This window comes from Candidatus Omnitrophota bacterium, from assembly GCA_041653595.1.
Taxonomy (GTDB): domain Bacteria; phylum Omnitrophota; class Gorgyraeia; order Pluralincolimonadales; family Pluralincolimonadaceae; genus Pluralincolimonas.
The window spans coordinates 16,069-36,819 of record JBAZFB010000011.1 but is presented as its reverse complement, the minus strand read 5'-3'; the positions used below and the strand labels follow the sequence as shown (position 1 = coordinate 36,819).

General features: G+C 52.3%; 21 protein-coding genes, 1 tRNA gene and 1 riboswitch. Of the genes, 1 reads left to right on the top strand and 21 read right to left on the bottom strand.

Features of this window, described 5'->3' with window-relative positions; genetic code table 11:
• Positions 1-16: 16 nt before the first annotated feature.
• From ligA to WC317_05540, 10 genes are all read right to left on the bottom strand, one after another.
• Positions 17-2,023 carry an NAD-dependent DNA ligase LigA gene (gene ligA / locus WC317_05585; GenBank protein ID MFA5339596.1) on the bottom strand — a complete coding sequence of 669 codons (2,007 nt, stop codon included), beginning with the start codon at positions 2,021-2,023 and terminating at the stop codon, positions 17-19.
• Positions 2,024-2,030: 7 nt separating this feature from the next.
• On the bottom strand, positions 2,031-2,312 hold the full coding sequence (locus WC317_05580) for an acylphosphatase (GenBank protein ID MFA5339595.1): 282 nt from the start codon (positions 2,310-2,312) through the stop codon (positions 2,031-2,033).
• 20 nt (positions 2,313-2,332) lie between these two features.
• Positions 2,333-2,409 (bottom strand) — tRNA-Pro (locus WC317_05575).
• Positions 2,410-2,418: 9 nt separating this feature from the next.
• Entirely contained in the window at positions 2,419-2,925 is a 507-nt protein-coding gene (locus WC317_05570) for a thermonuclease family protein (GenBank protein MFA5339594.1), read from the bottom strand.
• A 50-nt stretch (positions 2,926-2,975) separates the two neighbouring features.
• Positions 2,976-3,614, bottom strand: coding sequence for a riboflavin synthase (locus WC317_05565; GenBank protein MFA5339593.1), 639 nt, complete (start codon positions 3,612-3,614; stop codon positions 2,976-2,978).
• A gap of 1 nt (position 3,615) precedes the next feature.
• Positions 3,616-4,653, bottom strand: coding sequence for a bifunctional diaminohydroxyphosphoribosylaminopyrimidine deaminase/5-amino-6-(5-phosphoribosylamino)uracil reductase RibD (gene ribD / locus WC317_05560; protein ID MFA5339592.1), 1,038 nt, complete (start codon positions 4,651-4,653; stop codon positions 3,616-3,618).
• The gene (locus WC317_05555; protein ID MFA5339591.1) at positions 4,626-5,459 is read right to left on the bottom strand and encodes a PHP domain-containing protein; all 834 of its coding nucleotides are present in this window, start codon (positions 5,457-5,459) and stop codon (positions 4,626-4,628) included. The genes ribD and WC317_05555 overlap by 28 nt, the downstream gene beginning before the upstream one ends.
• Positions 5,443-5,865: a transcription antitermination factor NusB gene (gene nusB, locus WC317_05550; protein MFA5339590.1), complete on the bottom strand. Its 423-nt coding sequence runs from the start codon at positions 5,863-5,865 to the stop codon at positions 5,443-5,445. Before nusB ends, WC317_05555 begins: the two co-directional genes overlap by 17 nt.
• Before the next feature lies 1 nt (position 5,866).
• The gene (ribE, locus tag WC317_05545) at positions 5,867-6,331 is read right to left on the bottom strand and encodes a 6,7-dimethyl-8-ribityllumazine synthase (protein ID MFA5339589.1); all 465 of its coding nucleotides are present in this window, start codon (positions 6,329-6,331) and stop codon (positions 5,867-5,869) included.
• Positions 6,332-6,349: 18 nt separating this feature from the next.
• Positions 6,350-7,549 carry a bifunctional 3,4-dihydroxy-2-butanone-4-phosphate synthase/GTP cyclohydrolase II gene (locus WC317_05540; protein MFA5339588.1) on the bottom strand — a complete coding sequence of 400 codons (1,200 nt, stop codon included), beginning with the start codon at positions 7,547-7,549 and terminating at the stop codon, positions 6,350-6,352.
• A 115-nt stretch (positions 7,550-7,664) separates the two neighbouring features.
• Positions 7,665-7,800, bottom strand: a riboswitch (FMN riboswitch).
• Between the two features lie 114 nt (positions 7,801-7,914).
• Between WC317_05540 and WC317_05535 the strand changes: the two genes are divergently transcribed.
• The gene (locus WC317_05535) at positions 7,915-9,084 is read left to right on the top strand and encodes a sensor domain-containing diguanylate cyclase (protein MFA5339587.1); all 1,170 of its coding nucleotides are present in this window, start codon (positions 7,915-7,917) and stop codon (positions 9,082-9,084) included.
• A gap of 2 nt (positions 9,085-9,086) precedes the next feature.
• Here WC317_05535 and smc read toward each other — a convergent pair whose 3' ends face one another.
• From smc to WC317_05480, 11 genes are all read right to left on the bottom strand, one after another.
• Entirely contained in the window at positions 9,087-12,629 is a 3,543-nt protein-coding gene (gene smc, locus WC317_05530) for a chromosome segregation protein SMC (protein ID MFA5339586.1), read from the bottom strand.
• 132 nt (positions 12,630-12,761) lie between these two features.
• A complete protein-coding gene (locus WC317_05525) occupies positions 12,762-14,561 on the bottom strand; it encodes a secretin N-terminal domain-containing protein (GenBank protein ID MFA5339585.1) in 1,800 nt (599 codons plus the stop codon).
• A gap of 12 nt (positions 14,562-14,573) precedes the next feature.
• Positions 14,574-15,251 (bottom strand): type II secretion system protein N, encoded by a 678-nt coding sequence (locus WC317_05520; GenBank protein MFA5339584.1) that lies wholly within the window; start codon positions 15,249-15,251, stop codon positions 14,574-14,576.
• Positions 15,251-16,066: an AAA family ATPase gene (locus WC317_05515; GenBank protein MFA5339583.1), complete on the bottom strand. Its 816-nt coding sequence runs from the start codon at positions 16,064-16,066 to the stop codon at positions 15,251-15,253. The genes WC317_05520 and WC317_05515 overlap by 1 nt, the downstream gene beginning before the upstream one ends.
• Positions 16,063-16,308 (bottom strand): MerR family transcriptional regulator, encoded by a 246-nt coding sequence (locus WC317_05510; GenBank protein ID MFA5339582.1) that lies wholly within the window; start codon positions 16,306-16,308, stop codon positions 16,063-16,065. The genes WC317_05515 and WC317_05510 overlap by 4 nt, the downstream gene beginning before the upstream one ends.
• 71 nt (positions 16,309-16,379) lie before the next feature.
• Entirely contained in the window at positions 16,380-16,913 is a 534-nt protein-coding gene (gene pilO, locus WC317_05505; GenBank protein ID MFA5339581.1) for a type 4a pilus biogenesis protein PilO, read from the bottom strand.
• Positions 16,910-18,343 (bottom strand): pilus assembly protein PilM, encoded by a 1,434-nt coding sequence (gene pilM, locus WC317_05500; GenBank protein ID MFA5339580.1) that lies wholly within the window; start codon positions 18,341-18,343, stop codon positions 16,910-16,912. Before pilM ends, pilO begins: the two co-directional genes overlap by 4 nt.
• Before the next feature lie 3 nt (positions 18,344-18,346).
• Entirely contained in the window at positions 18,347-19,270 is a 924-nt protein-coding gene (locus tag WC317_05495) for a type II secretion system protein GspK (GenBank protein ID MFA5339579.1), read from the bottom strand.
• Positions 19,271-19,314: 44 nt separating this feature from the next.
• A complete protein-coding gene (locus WC317_05490; GenBank protein ID MFA5339578.1) occupies positions 19,315-19,896 on the bottom strand; it encodes a type II secretion system protein in 582 nt (193 codons plus the stop codon).
• Positions 19,893-20,285: a type II secretion system protein gene (locus tag WC317_05485; protein ID MFA5339577.1), complete on the bottom strand. Its 393-nt coding sequence runs from the start codon at positions 20,283-20,285 to the stop codon at positions 19,893-19,895. The genes WC317_05490 and WC317_05485 overlap by 4 nt, the downstream gene beginning before the upstream one ends.
• The gene (locus tag WC317_05480; protein ID MFA5339576.1) at positions 20,266-20,751 is read right to left on the bottom strand and encodes a hypothetical protein; all 486 of its coding nucleotides are present in this window, start codon (positions 20,749-20,751) and stop codon (positions 20,266-20,268) included. Before WC317_05480 ends, WC317_05485 begins: the two co-directional genes overlap by 20 nt.

Genomic DNA, 20,751 nt, shown 5'->3' with positions numbered 1-20,751 from the left:
TCTTCATCCGGATAAATTAGGGTTTTATTATTTTCTCGAACTCTTTCTCATTGATTATCTTCACTCCGAGTTTCTTTGCCTTTTCGTATTTTGAGCCCGGCCCTTCCCCGGCCACGACGAAATCCGTTTTTTTGCCGACGCTCGATGAAGCCGTCCCTCCGAGGTCCCGGACAAGTTGTTCCGCGTCGGTCCTCGAATAATCCTTAAGTTCGCCGGTAAAGACGAACGATCTTCCCGCGAGCTTTGAAGATAAACCGGCAGGCGCTTCTTCTTCCATCTTTACGCCGGCTTTCGCCAGCCTCTCCAGGACTTTCTTGGAAACCGGGTTTCCGAAAAAGTCGCGGATAGACTCAGCGACCACCGGGCCTATCTCCTGGACCCCTGTCAGGTCCTCAAGGGCCTGCTGCGATAATTTATCTATCGAATGAAACCTCTTTGCGAGGACATCGGCTATATGTTCGCCCACGTGCCTTATCCCGAGCGCGAAGATCAGCCGGTTGAGACGGTTGTTCTTGCTCTTTTCTATCGCGTCCACAAGGTTCCGCGCCGATTTATCGCCCATCCTTTCAAGCGCGCGCAGTTTCTCAAATTTGAGGTAATAAATGTCCCCGTAATCCTTCACCAGTTTCTTGTCGACCAGCTGGTCGACCATCGCCTCGCCGAGCCCTTCTATGTCCATCGCGCCCCGCGAAGAGAAATGAATAAGGTTCTCTTTTAGCTGCGCGGGGCAAAAAACGTTCTCGCAGCGGAAAGCCACTTCCCCTTCTTCGCGCTTCGTCGGCGCTGCGCAGGCGGGGCACTTCTTCGGTATCTTAAATTTCTTCTCTTTACCTGTCCGTCGCGACTTCACGACCTCGACGACCTGGGGTATTATCTCCCCTGCCTTCTCTATTATCACAGTGTCGCCTATCCTCACGTCTTTCCGCTCTATCTCATCCTGGTTATGCAGGGAGGCGTGCGTGACGGTAGTGCCTGCGACGTAGACGGGTTTCAGCACCGCCACCGGGGTAAGGGCGCCGGTCCTGCCGACCTGGACCTTTATATCCAGCAATTTCGTCTCCACGCGCTCAGCGGGATATTTATAGGCGATCATCCATCTCGGCGACTTGCTCGTCTCTCCGAGCTTCTTTTGCTGGGCGAAAGAATCCACCTTGACGACCATCCCGTCGATATCATATTCCAGCTCCCCGCGCTTCTCCTGCCAGATATCGCAGAATTTAAGCGCCTCGCCGATATCGCCGCATTTTTTATAATCAGGGTTGACCCTGAAACCGAACGCCTTTAACTTCTCCAATAGCTGGTACTGCGAATTGAAATGCGCGCTTTCCGCGTATCCGAAGCTGTGAATGAATATATCGAGCCCCCGTTTCGCGACTATCCTGGGGTCAAGGAGCTTGAGCGAGCCGGCCGCCGCGTTTCGGGGATTCGCGAAAAGCTCTTCTCCCTCCTTTTCTTTCTCTTTGTTTATCTTTTCGAAGCTCTTATGCTTCATATATACTTCGCCGCGGACTTCCATGAATTCCGGGAATTTTATGCCCTTTTGCGGTTCCAATACCAACGGGATGGACCTGATCGTCTTCAGGTTAACGGTGATATCATCACCCTTGAAACCGTCGCCGCGCGCCGCGCCGCGGGTAAACTTGCCGTTCTCATAAGTCAGGGCAACAGAGACCCCGTCTATCTTCAACTCAACGACATACTCATATCTTTCCCCGCTGAGGTTCTTCTTGACCCGCTCATCGAACTCGCGCAGCTCATCATGATTATAAGTGTTATCCATGCTGAGCATCCTGGCCTTGTGTTCGACGACCGCGAAACCGCCTACCGGCTCGCCGGCGACGCGCTGTGTCGGGGAATCCGGGGTTATCGATCCGGGGTCCTCTTTCTCGAGTTTCTCCAGTTTCTTGAGGAGAATGTCATATTCCTGGTCGGAGATCTTGGGATCGTTCTCGACGTAATAGAGGCGGTCGTGGCGGCGGATCTCTTCTCGAAGTCTTTCTATCTGTTCTCTGACTTCGCTCATATTCACCTTATTCTGAAAATTTTATACCAAAACTTTTAAACTCCCCGGACGGATGTTCCCACGATACATCCGCGTTGACGATATAATGCGACATCTCTTCGGTGATGCCGGCAAGGAAATCCTTAAGCGCCGCCTCTTCACCTTCGGCGACGACTTCGACCCTGCCGTCCTTGAGGTTACTGGCCCAGCCGCTTAATTTCAATCTTCTCGCGGCAACCTCGGTGGCAAACCTGAACCCCACCCCTTGGACCCTGCCGGAATAAAAGACATGGATTCTTTTGGATGCCATAGGAGTGTTCCGGGAATTTATGGTCGGGGCGGACAGACTTGAACTGTCGACCTCTTCGTCCCGAACGAAGCGCTCTACCAAACTGAGCCACGCCCCGACTAAATGTCTACTCGTAATGCTTCTGGCCGTGCTTGTGGCCGGATTTTATTGATTCCATATCCTGTTCGCTTAAACCCCAGAGGCCGCGTTTCTGCTTCCTCGCCTCTTCCTGCAGCGACAGGAACGCCTTATAGTATTTCACGTTCGGCGGGAAAGTATAGACCATCGCGTACCCGTTCCTGACCAGTTCCGCGTTCACGAAGATATCGCCGGCGTAAACATACGCAAGCGTCCTGCCGTACCGGTCCTTCCTGCCGACGTCGTATTCCAGCCTGAGTTCCTTGCCTTCTACCAGCCTTCTGTTCTCGTTCTTCGCTTCTTTATAGTACGGCCGCCCTTTTTCCGGCGTATCCATACCGATATAACGGACATATTCGCCGTTCTCGAGGGCTATGGTATCGCCGTCTACTATCTTCACAGCCTTGAGCCCGTCATCCCCTTTTATATAACCGCCGATAAAGGCTGATGATAGGCAAAAAAACAGGGCAAAAAGCAGGCCTTTTCTACTTAACATAACATCCGATTTTATCACGAGCGGGGAAGATAGTCAACAAATTGGTGGGTTTAAACGAATCCTTTTTCCTTGAGGAATTTCTCGGTGATGTTCGAGGGTTTTCCGCGGCCGGCGTATTTCGCCGCATATTTGCCAAGCATGTCGGTTTCGATGTTTACCTTATCCCCTGTCTTCTTTGAGCCGAGTGTGGTGGCCCGAGCCGTATGCGGGATTATATACACGGAGAATGACGAATCATCCAACGCCGCGACGGTCAGGCTTACCCCGTCGATAGCTACCGAACCCTTCAATACAATACCGTCGAGGATATCTCCGGAGGCTTTTATCTCCAGTAATATCTCACCCTTCTCTTCTTTTTTTGATTTTATCGTGCCGGTGCCGTCTACATGGCCTGTCACGAAGTGGCCGCTTATCCTGCCGCCACTTAAGAGCGCCCCTTCAAGGTTCACTTTCCCGCCTTCTTTCAACTCCCCAAGGTTCGTCTTCTTCAGTGTCTCTCGTATCGCCTCTACGGAAAAATCGTTTTTTCCGGCCGCAATAACGGTCAGGCAGGCGCCGTTCACTGAGACGGAATCCCCCTTCTTCAGGCCTTTCAGTATCTTGTCAGCCTTGACGGTAAATACCGCGGGCTCGCTTGACCTGTCGATCCTTTCAACATTACCCAGTTCTTCTATTATTCCCGTAAACATTTCAGTTTATCACGTACCCTTCTATAAGAAGATCATCGCCGATCTTGCGGAAAGACATCCTTTTAAGCCTTATTGCCTTGCCAACTTTTTCAACGCCTTCGCCTTCGACCGATGTCGTAGCCTTACGCCCGCCGATTATCTTAGGCGCAATAAAGAAATATGCCTTATCCACCACCCCTGCTTCCAGCGCCGAGGCGACCGTCTCTCCGCCGCCTTCTATCAGGACGCTGGTTATCTGTTTCTTTGCTAATTCCCTAAGCAGCGCTTTTATATCCACCCTTCCGTCTTTTTTTCGGGTCGCCGCTATCACAACTCCCCCGCCTTTGCTATTGAAGATCCTCGCCTTATCCGGGATCTTGGCCTTTCCCGCAAGGATGATGCGCAACGGCTGTTTTACTCTTTTGCCTTTTACCCTAGCCGTCAATAAAGGGTCATCTTTCAAGACTGTCCCGGCGCCTACCATCACCGCGTCATGTTCGCTGCGCAGCTTATGCACGAAATCCCGCGCCTTATCGTCGGATATCCATTTTGAATCTCCGGTGCGCGTGGCTATCTTCCCGTCAAGGCTCTGGGCGACTTTGACCGCGACAAAAGGCATCTTCCTGGTTATGTATTTAATGAAATCTTCGTTCAATTCCCTCGCCTCGGTTTCTAATAATCCTACTCCGGTCTTTATGCCGCAACTTCTTAATATCCGCAAACCCCTTCCGTTATTAACCGGGTTGGGATCCTTGATCGCAGCCACGACGCGCTTTATCCCGGACCTGATGATCGCGTCGGTGCACGGCGGCGTCCTGCCGAAATGGCTGCACGGCTCAAGCGAGACGTACATGGTCGCGCCTTCTGCCTCTTTTCCTGCCTGCCTCAGGGCGCATATCTCGGCGTGCGGCCCGCCGGCAAACTTATGGAAACCTTTACCGAGCACTTTTCCGTCTTTAACGATGACCGCGCCGACGCATGGGTTAGGGCTGGTCATCCCCTTTGCTTTTTTAGCCAGGTCCAGGGCTATCTTTATGTACTTTTCGTCTTCGCTGCGCATTTTTTGATCTCTTCGACCAGGCTGTACGGCACCTTTACCGTGCCCATCAACATCTGGCCTTTATTAAGCCCGTGGCAATCCGAACCGCCGCTGACCAGGAGCCCATATTCCTTCGCGAGTTCGAGATATCTTTTCGTGACCTGTTTCGAATGCTCGGAATGGTAGGCCTCTATCCCGTCCAGCCCGTATTTTACGAATTTCGGGATAAGGGCGTCGCCGCCCATCAAATGGGGATGCGCGTAGACAGCGACCGCGCCTACCCTCTTCAGTTCAGCTATGGCGTCCTTGGCGCTGATGTCATAATGGGCGACATAACAAGGCCCCTTGTCCCCTATGAAGCGCTTGAACGCCTCCTGGATCGAGGAGACATAGCCTCCTTCCTCAAGCACGGCGGCCACATGCAGCCTGCCGACCGATCCCGGGCCGCTCAATTCAAATACGCGGGCGGGATCCAAGTTTACATTATATTTTTTGAGTTTTTCTACCATCCGGTATACCCTGTCTACCCTGTTCTTTCGGATGGACTCCAGCCTCCCGAGGAACTTCTTGTCTTTTATGTCCGGATAGAACCCCAATAGATGGACCTCGCGGCCTTTCTCCTGTGCGGACATTTCGACGCCGGGAATGATTTCCAGCCCGGTCTTTTTAGCGGCTTTTACCGCCGGCTCGATTCCGTCGATGCAATCGTGGTCGGTTATCGCTATGCACGAGAGCCCTACCTTGACGGCATTCTCGACGACCTCCTGCGGGGAGAAAGTCCCATCGGAAATATGCGTATGGACGTGGAGGTCAACCGTTCTTTCCACCCGCCGCCTCTTCCTTGTTTATCTTGTCAAGGATGCCGTTCACGAATTTCCCGGATTCGGTATCCCCGAATTTCTTGGCCAGGTCGACGGCCTCGTTTATGGATACCTTAGGCGGTATGTCTTCGCAAAAGAGCAGCTCATACGCGGCCATCCTTAGGACATTGCGGTCGATGACGGCCATACGACTGAGTTTCCAGTTGCTGGCATATTTCGTGATCATCTCGTCGATCTTCTTCTTGTTCCTGATGGTGCCGATCACGATCTTAGCGGCGAAATCCGATACCTCGGGCTCCGTCTCTATGTTCTTCCAGAAATCCACCAGGATCTTGTCCTCAGGGTCTTTCCTGACGTCGATCTGGTACAATATCTGGAGCGCGTACTCACGCGCCTGGGTGCGTTTTCTCATCTTAGATGTTCTCTAAGAGGTTCACCATCTCAATAGCCGATATCGCGGCATCGCGGCCCTTGTTGCCGTCCTTTGTCCCGGCGCGCTCAATGGCCTGTTCGAGGTTCTCGGCCGTTATGACGCCGAATATTACCGGGATACCCGTATCGAGCGATACCTTCGCCACGCCCTTCGCGGCCTCTCCGGCGACATACTCGAAGTGCGGGGTCGAACCTTTTATCACCGCGCCGATGCATATCACTGCGTCGAATTTCTTCGACTTCGCGATCTTATTCGCCACGACCGGTATCTCGAATGCGCCCGGCACCCACACTGCTTCTATCTCGCCCTCTTTCGCGCCGTGGCGCAACAGCGTATCGATAGCCCCCTCAAGGAGCCGCTTCGAGATAAAATCGTTGAACCTTGAAACGACTATCGCGAACTTCTTTCCTTTCGCGATCAACTGCCCTTCGACTGTCTTTACCATCTTCTTCCTCCTTCTCCTTTAACGGATCCCTTTTAACACGTGTCCCATTTTCTCTTTCTTCACCTTTAAATACCGCAGGTTCCTCGGGTTCGAGGGCATCTCGATAGGGACGCGCTCGACAACTTTTAACCCGTATCCCTCGAGCCCGACTATTTTCTGCGGGTTATTGGTGATGAGGCGTATCTTTTTTATGCCGAGGTCCGCCAGTATCTGGGCGCCGGTGCCGTAATCGCGCAGGTCGGCCTCAAAACCGAGCGCCTTATTCGCCTCGACCGTGTCCATCCCCTTATCCTGGAGCGCGTACGCTTTTATCTTGTTCTCAAGCCCTATACCCCGGCCTTCCTGCCTCATATACAGGAGGACGCCGCGGCCTTCCTTCTTTATCATCGACAAAGCCTGCCTGAGCTGCCCTCCGCAATCGCAACGCAGTGAACCGAAGACGTCGCCTGTCAAGCACTCAGAATGGACCCTCACCAAAACCGGTCTCTCTGATATTTTTCCCAACACAAGCGCGACATGCACTTTCTTATCGATAATCGATTCGTAAAGCCGTAGCCTGAACTCGCCGTATCCGGTCGGCAGGTTGGTCTCTTCTATCTCTTGGACAAGCTTTTCGGCGGCCATGCGGTATTTAATAAGGGCCGCTATGGAACAGATCTTGAGTTTATGCTTCCGGGCGAATTTTATAAGTTGGGGCGTCCTGGCCATCGTCCCGTCGTCATTCATTATCTCGCATATTACACCTGCCGGCTTCAGCCTAGCCAATTTAGCGAGGTCTACGGCAGCTTCAGTATGGCCGGTCCTTACGAGCACCCCGCCCTCTTTCGCCCTCAACGGGAAGATATGGCCGGGCCGGCTGAAATCCCCTGGCTTCGACCTGGGATTTACGAGCGTCTTTATCGTCTTTGACCTGTCATGGGCGGATATGCCGGTAGTGACGTCTTCCTTCGCGTCGATCGACATCGTCCACGCGGTGTTAAAATTACCCCCGCCGGTCTCGGATAGAACCTCTATCCCCAGCTCGCGAAGGCGTTTCTCTTCCATGGGGACGCATATAAGGCCGCGGCCGTATTTCGCCATGAAATTTATCGCCTCGGGCGTGACGAATTCAGCGGCCATAAGCAGGTCCCCCTCGTTCTCGCGGTCCTCGTCGTCGATGACGATGATCATCCTGCCCTTTTTGATATCCCCGATAGCTTCTTTGATCGTGTTGAACATTTAGTCCCTTCCTATACTTGTAGCCTTACAGGCTACAAGTATTATTGCCTTCGGCAATAAAAAACCCGAAGATCTCTCTTCGGGTAAAAATACGCGATATGGCGGCATAAAAACCGCTTATCTTCTCCCATCTAGACTTTGACTATTGGCTCCGTGGTTACAACGGATCTGTCCCATCCTTAAAACATATGGATATGAGACTCGCAGGCTCTCACTGCCAGTGGGGAATTTCACCCCTCCCGAAGATGTAATAATTTTATACTATGTACCGCTTATTGTCAAGCGATTAAGGTTCAAGCGGGTGCCCGCCCGCATAAGGGGTCTTATTGACAAGCCGCGGTATATGGGGTATCATTAATCCCGTTATGGAAAAAAAGAACGTACAGGAAAGGCTTGACAGGATACGCGCTGAGCTGGCGATCTTCTATGAGATCGGCAACGCGATGCGCTCTACCCTCAACCTCGAGGAGATCCTCTTTATTATACTTACAGGGGTGACCTCACACGCGGGCCTCGGCTTCAACAGGGCCATGCTCTTCCTCGTGAACGAGCAGGAGAACACGCTCGAGGGAAAGATGGGTTTAGGCCCCCATTCCGGAGAAGAGGCCGGCCTCATCTGGAGCAGGATATCTTCCCAGCAGATGTCGCTCGAAGACCTTATATCGGCCTATACCTTCTATAAAAAAGGCGGCTCCGACCTTGATAAGGCGGTAAGGGGCATAAAGATCCCCTTACGTGAGGATGCCGGGGTGCTTGCCGTGACCGTTCTCGAAGGTATGAGCATGGAGATAACCACGGACGAGGCGCGCCATAAGACAGCTAACGACCCTGTCCTGCAATTCTTAAGGACCGAGTATTTCGTGACCGTCCCGCTCAAGGCAAAGGATAAAGTTGTAGGGGTGATACTGGCCGACAACCTTTTCACGAAAAAACCTATACTCAAGGACGACATAAGGACTTTGACGATGTTCGCGAACCACGCCGGCCTCGCGATCGAGAATTCGCGCCTCTATGAGCAGACGGTTTACCAGTCCAATACCGATACGCTGACGCGGCTCTGGAACCACGGCTATTTCCAGTTCCTACTGACCGAGGAATTAAAGAAGGCCTACGAGAGCAAGTCCCAGCTCTCCATGGTCATGTTCGACATAGATAATTTCAAGAATTATAACGACACGATGGGGCACCAGATGGGGGACCAGATACTCCGCGATGTGGCGAGGATATTAAAGACCGTCTGCGACGGGAAGGGTTTTGTGGCGCGTTACGGCGGCGAGGAGTTCGCCGTGATACTTCCCAACCAGGGTAAAGACCCTGCTTATGCGATCGCGGAAAACCTCAGGATGGCGATAGAAAATTTCGAGTTTAAAGGACAGGAAGTCCAGCCCGCCAAGAACCTTACCATAAGCGCGGGCCTCTCTACCTACCCAGAAGACGCGCTCGATAAAGAAAAGCTGATCTACTTAGCTGATATGGCGCTGTATGAAGCGAAGAGGACCGGCAAAAACAAAGTTTGCGCCTACAGGTCCAAATAACCTTAAGCTGTCTTCGCCTCCAGCTCTTGTGAAAACTTAACCGAAACGATCTTCGATACACCCGACTCCTCCATAGTGATGCCATACATTACGTCGGCCACCGAAATCGTCTTCTTGTTATGTGTTATTATTATGAACTGTGAAGTCTTCACGAAATCCTTCAGTACCCTGCAGAACCTGTCTATATTGGCCTCGTCCAGCGCCGCGTCCATCTCGTCCATCACGCAGAACGGGCTGGGTTTCACTTTGAATATGGAGAAGAGGAGCGCTATCGCGGTCATCGAACGCTCGCCTCCGGATAACAGCGATATCGACTGCGGTTTCTTTCCCGGGGGACGCGCGATTATCTCAATGCCGCTCTCAAGGATGTCCTCCTGGTCGATAAGCAGCAACTCCGCGTCGCCTCCGCCGAAGAGCAGCCTGAACATATCCCTGAATTCGGCCTGTATCTTTTGGAAGGTCTCGAGGAACATCTCGCGGGTCGTCTTATTGAGCTTGTTTATCGCCTTGTGCAGGTCGTCTTTCGCCAAGACCAGGTCTTGCTGCTGCGTGGTGAGGAAATTGTACCTCTCCTGCAGCTCCTGGTGCTCTTCTATCGCGACAAGATTTACCGGGCCCATGCCTTCTAGCTTGGAGCGCAGGGCCTCCATCTTTTCGTTCGTCTCGTCCCAGTTTATGCCTTCGGGTATGGCCGCCTGCTCAAGGTCGGTCTCGACTTTATAGACCTGGACCAGCCTGTCGCGCAGGCTGTTCTTCTTGTAATTGAACTCGGTGGTCTTGACCTCAAGGGTATGCAGGCGACCGCTCAATTCGTTAAAGGACTTCTGGGCCTCCTTTGCCTCGTTCTCTACGCGGGATATGGAATCGCTTGCGGCTTTTCTTTCATCCAATATTCGGCGCGAATCGGATTCCGCCGCTATCCTGGCGCTGACGAGCTCCTCGTTCCTCTTGGCAAGCTGTTCCGATTCGACCATTAATTCGGATATCTTTACCTTGGAATCGGCGATCTCCTTATCTTTGGATGCGAGGCCGGCTTTTTCGTCATCGAACGACCTCGCCATCATGGAGAGGGCGTTGGTTACCGAGATCTCCTTGTCCTTAAGCATGTCCAGCTCGGTCTTGCTCTGTGTTATAAGGACAAGCGTATCCTCCCTCTCTTTCAGCTTGAGCGCTATCGTGTCCTGGTTCGACTTGATCGTATCCTGGACCTTCGCGTCTTCGTCGTCGAGCGAGGCGAGCTCTTTCTTAAACTCCTCCTCCTTGGTCACGTAGGTGTCTATCTCGGAGTTCACTTCACCGAGTTCCAGGTTCAACAGCGACTCCTCCTCGTTAAGCTTGTTCATGGCTTCTTCGAGGCCGGCTTTTTCGCTGATCTTGTTGGCGTTATCTATCTGGATCTTATGTATATCTTCGGCGACAGCCTTCGCCTCTGTCTGGAGCGAGTCCCTGAGCTGCTTCTTCTCCTGGAGGCCGCGTTCGAGGGCCTCGGACTTCGCCTTCAGGTTTTCTATTGTTATCCTCAATTCCTTTATCTTGGCGTCCCTTCCTATCAGGCCGAAACCTTCCGCCTTTTGGACCTTACCTCCGGCCGAAAGCCCTTTCTCCACGACTTCGCCGTTCTTGGTTATGAGCCTGACATGGTCCTGCCGTCCGGCTATCGAGCCGAACGCGGATTCCAGGTCATCCGCGAGGTAAGTATCGCGCAACAGGAATTCGATGACGCTTTTTACGTTCCCGTCAGCTTTTATGTAATTTATGAGGTCTGTCCTTGGTCCTGAACGGGAGACGCCTTCCAGCGGTATGAACGTGGCGCGGCCGAGAGAACCTTCGTCCAGGAATTTGATGAGTCTTTTCGCGGTCTCATTATCTTTGACGATGACGGCCTGTACCAGGTCCCCTAAAGCCGCCTCTATGGCATTGTCGTAACCCTGGAAAGGTTCGATCAGGTCGGCAACTATGCCCACTACGCCCTGCGATATGGGTGAGCCCCTCTCCACTTCTTTCAGGACGCTCTTTACTCCGAGCGAGAAACCCTCATATTTGGCCTTGAGGTCCTCAAGGAAAGTGAGGCGCGATTGCGCCGAGGTCAATTCCGAACTAAGGCCCTGGAATTCGACCTCGAGGTTCGCTATCTCTTCGCTTAGCGAGCTTAAGTCCCCCTCGGCCTGGGCCTTTTTCCAGTTAAGGTTCTCTATATCCTTGGATATCCTTTCCACGAAGGCCACCAGCTCGCCGAGTTTCTGCCCGGAGGCGGCCCTCTCCTCATCGACCTTCCTCTTCTCTACTTCTATCCTTCTCTGGCGCGCGCCCAGGTGCTGGGTGTGCGCGACTAATTTCGTCAATTCGTTGCGGGCCTTCGTCTGCCCTGCCGCAATATCCACGACGTAGAGTTTCGCCTTTTCTATGTTCTGCTGGCAGGTCTTTACCGTCTCGGCGATGGCCTCAAGATATTTGGTCTTTTCTTCTATCTCAGACTTCTTATTTTCCTCGTTGCTCCTGAAAAGGCCGGCCTCGGAATTCAGGCGGCCCACTTCGTTCTCCAGGTTGGAAAGCCTTTCGCGGTTACCGTCGATATCTTTTTCCAGCCCCGCGATCCTGGAATTGATCTCGTTAGACCTTTCGGAATTATAGGATATCTTGTCCTTATTCCTTTCAACCTGGCCTTCTATATTTACCGCGTTGGCTTTCGCGTCCGACAACCGCTGGTCGACTTTCGCCAGGTCGTCGCGCAGCGAGGCCAGTTTCGTATCCAGCTCCGAGATGACGGAATTAAGTTCGGACTCCTTCGCCGCCAGGGAATCCCTGTCGGACGATATACTGCCTTCTTCTTGCCTTATCTTCTTGAATTCCGCCGCAGCGGTCCATACCTCCATCTCCTTCAGCTTCTCGAAATCTTCCTTATATTTCCTGGCCTTATTCGCCTGGCGCTCGATGGAGTTTATCTGGCGCTTCACTTCCGTTATCACGTCGCTTACCCTGAGGAGGTTCGCCTCTGTCTGCTCAAGTTTTCTCAAGGCCTCCTTCTTCTTGGCCTTGTACTTTGTGATCCCGGCGGCCTCCTCGAATACGTAACGCCTCTCTTCGGGTCGAGAGTCTAACAATTCGGCTATCCTGCCCTGCTCCATAAGGGAATAAGTGGACGTGCCGATGCCGGTCCCCATCAAAAGCTCATTGATATCTTTTAATCTTACGGGAGTCTTATTTATGAAATATTCGCTCTCCCCGGAACGGAATACGCGCCTTGTGATCGTGACTTCGTCATATTCCGTAGGGAGGATCTTGGGCTGGTTTACTATCGTGAGGGATACTTCCGCGAAACCAAGGGCTTCTTTTCCGTCGGTGCCGCTGAAGATGACGTCTTCCATCTTCGTGCCGCGGATCTCCCTGGCAGAGGTCTCTCCGAGGACCCACTTGATCGAGTCGGAGATGTTGGATTTACCGCAGCCGTTAGGCCCGACTATCGCCGTTACGCCAGGCTCAAAATTCAATTCCGTCTTGTTAGCGAACGACTTGAAGCCAAAAAGTTCCAGGTTCTTGAAATGCAAATTGGCACCCTCCCTTCCGACAGTTGAACACCCAAAATTGTTCTCGGTCGGGGAGTGCCAAGACTATTTTGTTATCTTTATTCCGAATTGTTAGTTAAAAAATATCATATATCGCGTATTTTGTCAATAGATTTATTCGAACGATAGCGTTATTTTGAAGGCCTTTGTCCCTTTCCCCAGGTCTTTCGGAAAAGGCGGAAAAGGAGTCGAATCTTTGACGCTTTTTATGGCCAGGTCGGCCAACGCCGGCTCTGCTTTATTTATTATTACCGGCTCGCCGAAAAGCGAACCGTCATCGAAAAGGGAAAAAGCCACTACGGCGTTTCCGGTGAGCTTCTCCTGCGGCATCGACCGCAGAGCGGTATTAAGGATCTTCGTCCTTACCGTCTGGTTATACAGGTCGAGGTTGACTATCCTGTCCCGGACACTCCCGTAGTAGTCGGAATACGATGAATCTTTCATATTCGGGATCGGCTGCGACGTATCTCCCGATATGATCGTGGGCGTAAGGAAAATGACCAACTCCGTCTTTTTTGTCTCGTCTATGACATTCCTGAAAGCCGCGCCGAAAAAGGGAATATCGCCGAGGACCGGAATCTTGTTTACGGTCCTTATTTTGGTGTCTTCTATGAGCCCTCCCATCACGATAGTCACACCGTCCTTTACCACTACGCTCGTCTCGGCCTCGGAGGTCTTTACTATAGGCACGCCGTCCGGGGACGCCGTGGTTTTGATCCTGCTGCCGACCGAGCTGACCACAGGCCTTATCTTCATCGATACATAGCCGTCTTTGTTCACGGACGGGGTCACGTAAAGCTGTATACCGACATCTACGAAATTTACCGACTCCGCGGTGGTTACCGCTCCGGCAGCCGGCGTTGTGGTGGTACCGGTAATATAGGCCTCTTTCGTGCCCACCATTATCTTAGCCTCCTGGCCGTCGAGCGCGGTAATGCGCGGGCTGGAGATGATCTTGGTGTTCCCTACCAACTTAAGGGCCTGGATGACTGAATTGAAGGTATTGCCGTCCCCGAAGCCCGTGCTTATCGTCAAGGTGCCGCCTGAGGTCAGGTTGGCGGTAAGCTTCTGGTCGACAGTGACTTTCTTTAAGATCGTCTGCCAGTCTATCCCGGTGGTCAACTTGTCATCTAACTCCACCTGGACTATCTTGGCATCGATGAGGACCTGCCGGGTCTTTTCGTCAAAAGCGTTTATTACCCTTTCGATATCCGCCACTTTTCCCGGAAGGTCGGTCACGACCACGGTATTCGTGCGTTCGTCAAACCGGACCGAACCCAGTCCTTTCGTGATCATATCCTGTATCTTGGGGTTCAATTTATCGCTCTTCGCGTAATCCAGCGTGAAGACCTTAGTGACCGTAGGGGAATCGAGCGAGGCGACCATCTCCTTCATCTGCGCGAGCCTTCCGGCGCTATCCATTAATATAAGGGAGTTCGAACCTTCATCTACTATGACCCTCCCTATGGTCGTCTTGACCTGCGTGACGGCTTTAGCCACTTCTACCGCCTTCGCGTAATTAAGCTTGATAGTGGCCAATTCCTTCTTATCCTTGAAACGCTCCCCGTACATCGCCTCGTATTCCCGTCCGGTCATGACGTTCACGATATCATTGCGAACGTCGTAGGCCAGGTCGTTCGAGAGGAGTATTATCTCGAAGGCGTCCCAGACATCGACATCTTTCAGGAAGATCGTGACCTTGCCGGTCACGCTCTTCGACGCGATGATGTTCATGCCGGTCCTCTGCGATATTATCTTAAAGGTGTCGATTATATCTATCCCCTTCAGGTCGAGCGTGATCTTCTGCGCGGAGATAGGGGACTGGGCGAAGGAACCGGCCGCGAAAGAGATGAAAATAAAGCATGCCAGAAATCCCGTGAGATACCTTGAAAACTTCATATTGACCCTGTCCATGGTATTCTCCTCTTATAAGGTAAGTTCGAGCACTTCACCGTTTATCGACAAAATGACCTTGTCCGACTGTATATCCTCAACCCTTATATTGTCCAATGAATCGCCCTTGTAAAGAAAATATGATTTCTTGTTCTTTCCGTCCTCCAGGATCACCTGGGGTTTATCACCGGCTATTATCCCCTTCAGCGTAAAATCCTTTAACTTGTCGAAGGAGGCCTGGGCGGGCCTTGCCGCGGTAGCGGCCTGGACCGGGGACGCCTTAAAAAGATCTTTCGACGCTAGCAGCGCCGAATCATCCGGGATCTCAACGGATGCGGAAGATGGATATGCCTGGGCCGGGGCGGCGGGCCGTGGTTGCGGTTCCTGGCGCGCGGCTGCCCCCTTGGCGGGTTCGGGTATATAGGCCGGACGTTTCAGGTTAAAGCTTATGACGTCGATCAAAAGGACGGCGGCGGCGACGATAAGGACGGTTATCAGGGTTATGTTTATAAATTTGACGTAATCTCCGCTGCTTTTAAGCTGCGGCAGCGCGGGCCTGCGGTCCTGCCCGGCAGGAGCCGGACCGGCCTCGCGTTCATGCGGGACGGATATCTCCATCTCCTGGAGCGGAACGGGCCTATTCTTAGGTTTCCTTTCGCCGCGGATGAGCCTTAATAGTTTTTCTTCCGGGCTTGTGAATTCCTCGGGCATTAACTTACCTCCCTGCCTATAACAGCCTGGACGATCTCGCGGTCTATGGCGGTCCTCTCGTCCATTATGACGGTCTCCACGCAATCGTGGCAGAGCAAGGCGATCTTCCTCGGATATCCCTGCGTATGTTCATATATATATTTTATCGCATCGTCCGTAAAGAGCGGGGCCTGGGCCGCATAACCCGCCTGTTTCAGCCTGAACTCTATCATCTGTTTTGTCTCAGCCTCGTCCAGGGGATTTATCAGGTATTTAAGGGCGATCCTGTCCATGAAATTTTTTATCTTCCTTATCCTTGGCAGCAGCTCGACCTGGCCCAGTATGACAAGCTGCAGGAGCTTGAATTCATTGGTCTCATAGTTCAATAATATCCTCAGGAGTTCGAGTTGGTTGGCGTCAAGCTTTTGGCCTTCGTCTATGAGGAGGATTATCGTCTTGTTCTCGTCGACGCCTTTTTGGAAGAGGTATTTTTCAATTGCGTCCTTGAATTCAAGAGTCGACCTGAATGCCGGTTTGATCCCGAACATCTTCGCGAGGTTCGAGAGGAATTGGAATTCCGTCTTATAGCTGGGGTCGAGGATCATGTGGAATATGAAATTATCGTCACCGTGGAATGATTGCAGCAAGGTCCGCGAGAGCGTCGTCTTTCCCGTCCCCACGTCGCCCAGGACCACGCTCAGGCCGCGCCTCAACCTTATCGTGATCTCCAGCCTGTTGAGGGCAGATTCATGCGATTGGGAACGGAAGAAAAAGGCGGGATCCGGGCTTGTTGAAAACGGTTCTTTCTCAAGGGCAAGCGCTTTATAATAACTCAACTTGAGACCCTTCCGGGTTCCAGTAATTCGAGGATCTTCTTTATCGGGTATTTATCCCGTCTTAAACCTATTATCCTGTTCAACCTGTCTATAGTAGATTCATCAAAATACCTGAAATTCGTCTCAGGGCTCCTGCCTACCTCGGAGATAAGCCTTATTTTGAGGTAATATTTCACCGTTTCTATGGAAAGTCCGGTCAATCTTGCTAAATCTTTAACTAAATATAGGTTATGAGCGCTCATCTTCTACTCCCTACTCAGGGAGCAGTATATAAAATCATACTTATCTTGTCAAGTATTTTTTGAAGAATGGGTTAATGGATAGCTATTTTGGAAATTACGATACCGCACCTGAGGATGTTCGAGCCGGCCTGTTTCGGATTTAGCGATAATCTATCGATAGCCAGCAGATGAGCGGAATTCTGCACTTTACGCATGAAATCTGATATCTGTATCATGTCCCCTTCCAGCTCGAGGTCGGCGTAAAACTTCCTGTAAAGGCTGAATTTTTTCGTGGGCAGGGGTTTTATCTCGTTTATGTGGACTCCGGTCGTATTCGCGAGGGATTCGATCTCGGTGAGGAATTTAGCCATCTCCTCTTCCGCCGAACCGGCCATCCTGAGGGCCGACGCGGCCTTTTCATAATCGCCGGTTATCGGCCCTGTCCTGCCGATGAGGCGCTCGCTCTTTTCCAGTTTGAGGCTGTCCGCGGCTATCTCATCGTTAAGCCGCTTCCATTTTGTCGAGACCGGTTTTAAGATGAACGCCTGGGCGGTCCATGCGACTATCACCGCCAATGTAAGATAAAAAAGCCTGCTCTCCCGGCCGCTGAGGTTTAATAATGTCATTTGCCCGCCTTTCCGGATAACGGGCAGGATATCTCGAAATCCACGAATTCGGCTTGCGGGGTTTTTCTCTTTGCGGCGTATTTCACTTCGGCGTTCTCAAAATACGGCGAGTCGTCGAGCAGCTTGACGAACCTGAACACCTCGGACAAAGCTGACGACGTCCCCTTTATGTCCACCCTCCCCTCCTCGTATTTATACAGCGCGAGGTTTATCGAAGGGGGCGCGATCCTGTAGAATTCGTTCAATACCAAAAGCGGCCTCGCCCTTTGGGATGATTCGGCCCTGACGATATCGGCTAACTCCTTCTTCCTGCCGATCTCCTGCGCCGACGGGGCCGTCTTTTTCAACCTCAGTTCGAGCGCCCTCAATAATTCTTCCTTTTGGTGCAGCTTGTTCACGACAACAAGAGATAGAAGTATCAGGACAGCCGCGGCCAGCGAAAGGGAGACCAAAGCCTCTTTCCTCCTTATCTTCACCGACCTGGCAGCCTTGAATTTCCTGGGCAGGAGGTCTACCCTGTCCGGTCCGGCCGCATTGCCTATAAGGGAAGCGAACGAACCTGTTGAGGCGAAAGGCCTGGATCTTTCAGGTACCCCGGAAGGAAACACCTTGAACGCGTCCCTGAATTCGACCTTTATCCCCATCGCGTTTTCAAGCGATTCCTTCTGCGCTTCCATCCCGGGCAGATAACCGGTAAAGACAGCCTTTACGGGTTTCAAGGTCAAAGATTCCTTTTCGAATGTCGCCAGGGTCCTCGTTATCTCTTCCTTGAGCCTTTCGATGTAATCCGCGCCCCCGCCGGAGCCGAAAGTGAGTCCGCGTGTATATATTACCTTCTCTTTATCGGCGATCACGATGTCTGTGGTCGACTTATCGCATTCCACGACGATAACAGGCGCCGCGCCTGCCCCGGCCATGAACTCCGGATCCATCCTTAGCCAGTTGAGGATACCGAAAGAGCTCAGCGTCACCTTCGAAGGGGAGAATCCGCAGGACCTCATCACTTCAAGCGGCCTCTCGACCATATCTTTGTGGCAGATGACAAGCATCACTTTTGAATAGCCCTCGGCCGTCGTCTCTATCGGGCTGACGCCGTATGTTATCTCCTCTTTGGGATAGGGTATCTGTTTTATCGCCTGGAACCCGGCCATCTCTTCTATCTCCGCCGGGTCATGGGACGGAAGGCTCATCGTCTTGGTCGTCACGGATTGCCTGGGTATTACGAGGACTGTCTCTTTTGGTTTTATGTTATAGTTTTTGAGGATCTTCCGTAACGCCTCTGAAGCCGCTTTGGCGTCATTCGACGGCACCGCCTCGCTGACGCAGGCCTCTACCGCCGCGGCCGGGCCGCTCACCGATATCTGGATGACTTTTATCTCAGATTCGCGTATCTCGATCGCCGTTTTAGTCTTGTCGGTAAATAATCCCATCGCCTATTCCTCGTTCCAGTAGAGAACGCTTCCGCCCGTTACCGAGATGACACAGGTAACGGTCTTTACCGCCCTGCCGCCCGAAGCGTAACCTTTCGATATCACCCTGTAATAATTGGAACCGCAAGATACGAGCGCCTTGTTCGCTTCCGTCAGCGACGTGATATTCGCGCCTGACAGGAAATCTATGAAGTCATTCTTGTCGACGAAATGCGTATTATCCGGCGTATCCGGGCCGATCCTGGCGGCAATTATAGTTTCGGCCTCGGTTTGCGAAAAACCCAGCGCCATAAGTACGGGCAACGGGGCCGTATTCACATTTATCCGGCAGCCCGTGCCGGTTATCGGGTATACGGTGATATATCCCTTTATCTTATCGAAGAGCTCGCGGTTTACGCCCTTGACCAACAAGACCTCATCTATCGAGTCAAAAGGGAGATCCTTTTTCTTGTATCCCTCTTCAGTGTAATCATATTCAACGTATTCCTGGGAACCGGCCTTGCGGATATCGTCTTCGTCGCGCCAATCTTCTATGCTAGCCGCGATCTCGCCGGCGTCTTCTGTAAGGTCAAAATACTCGATAAGCCGCTTGATGACATCCCCGGGCGCGTTATTGATATTTATACGCGCTTCCTCGTCCTGGACGCCGTAAAAGACCCGTTTATCGGAAGAGTGATAACTTACGGTAAAGGTACCGGCCTCCCCTATCTTGATATCCTTGAAAAGCGGGTTGGCTTCCTCATTATTGCATGACCATTGCTCGTTCAGGGTATCCATCGTGTGGTTCTTCTTGCTGAGGATGACGGCCGCCGCGCGTTTTACGCCGGCCTCGGAAAGGTACAGGGCAGCCGCGCTGTCCCTGTTAAAACCGGTAAGTTTCAGTTCAAGCCCCATCCTGCCGCCTATCCCAATTGAAAGTATAGCCAAAATCGCCAAAATCCACAAGGTTATTATAAGGATGGCCCCTCTATTCAAGGAGTGATCACCTCTTCATCTTTCAGCGTTCCCGTAGGTATCAATACCGTCCGGGATATCTTAAGGGGTTCGGCGGAGCCGCCTGTATTATATGTCAAAAATACCTGGACGCCGAACGGGACTTCTTTATAATCTTCCTGCCAGGAATCACCCCATACCGGTCTTCCGTCTTTTTTGTATAAATACCGGAATTTAACGGCGGATATCCCGGACGCCAACCGGGACCTCGTTCCGGCGCCGTTATCCTTATAGTTCCGCAATACCCTGTATACCGCTTTCTCCCCTTCGTCAAACTCGTAGGTCACCCTGAATAGGCCGTTAACCGCCCTGCAAAAAGAGACGGAATCCGCGCTCCCGGAAAATACTATCACCTGCGAATTGACGGCGTTCCTTAATTCGCGCGAGAGCGTGCCCAAAAGATACCGGACCTCCTGCCTGCTGCGGTAACTCCCCTCGCCTTTCTGCCAGGCGCGGATGCCCACATTAAATGAAAGATATATCGAGATAGAGACGATGGAGAATATCAGCATCGCTATCAATAATTCGACAAGTGTGAACCCTGCGCGGCGCTTCCTCATTCTACGCCTGCCTGGCCCTTAAGGTAAGTGCCTATTCCGATCTTCTCGTTGCGTTCTTTATTCGTCCAGGATATTATGGTAATGACCTGGTTAAGAGTGTCCTCGTCGCTTATCTTCGTTATCCTTGTTTCCAGATTGTACGGCGTCCCGGAGATCCGGGCGGACTCCTCGGACGCGGCGACACCCCCGGCCAATTTCTCCTCTATCTCGAGCCCGGCCATCTTGTCCTGCACCAAGAGCGACGCCTCAAAATACTCCTGCGCTATCTTCGAGGCGCGCAGGGATGATGTAAAAGAGCGCAATATGACCGCCAGGCCTATCGCGATGACGGCAATGCTCGCCGCCACCTCGAGGAGGAGGTATCCCTTCCTATTCCGTCTGCTTAACATTGACATAGCCTGTCCCCGGGTCTACCGATACCGAATATTTCCCGCCGTATTTCCCCTTGATCTCGAAATCAGCCCTGTCCGACGTCCCGTCCGGATAGAAGACTATCTTGGCCTTGCCCGCCTTCAGGTCGACCAGGACGGAATCGGGTATCGACTTCACCTTCCCGGTTACCCACTGGTCGACGTCAACCCCGTAAGAGTCCCGTAATACGAGGTGGTCTTCTGTCAGGATACGCTTCTGCGGCAGGTCGAAATCCACGCTCGCCTCGGCGCTGCCGCTTATCGCCTTTGCCTGCGCATACATCGCCATGGAAGTAAGATCAGAAATGAAATTCTGCAGGACAAGGGAATCGAACGATCTCCTGAACTGCGGGACCGTGACCGCCGCAAGAATGATCAGGAGTGTTACAACAAATATCAGCTCGACGAACGTAAAGCCCCGGAGACAGCGGCGTTGAAACGCCAT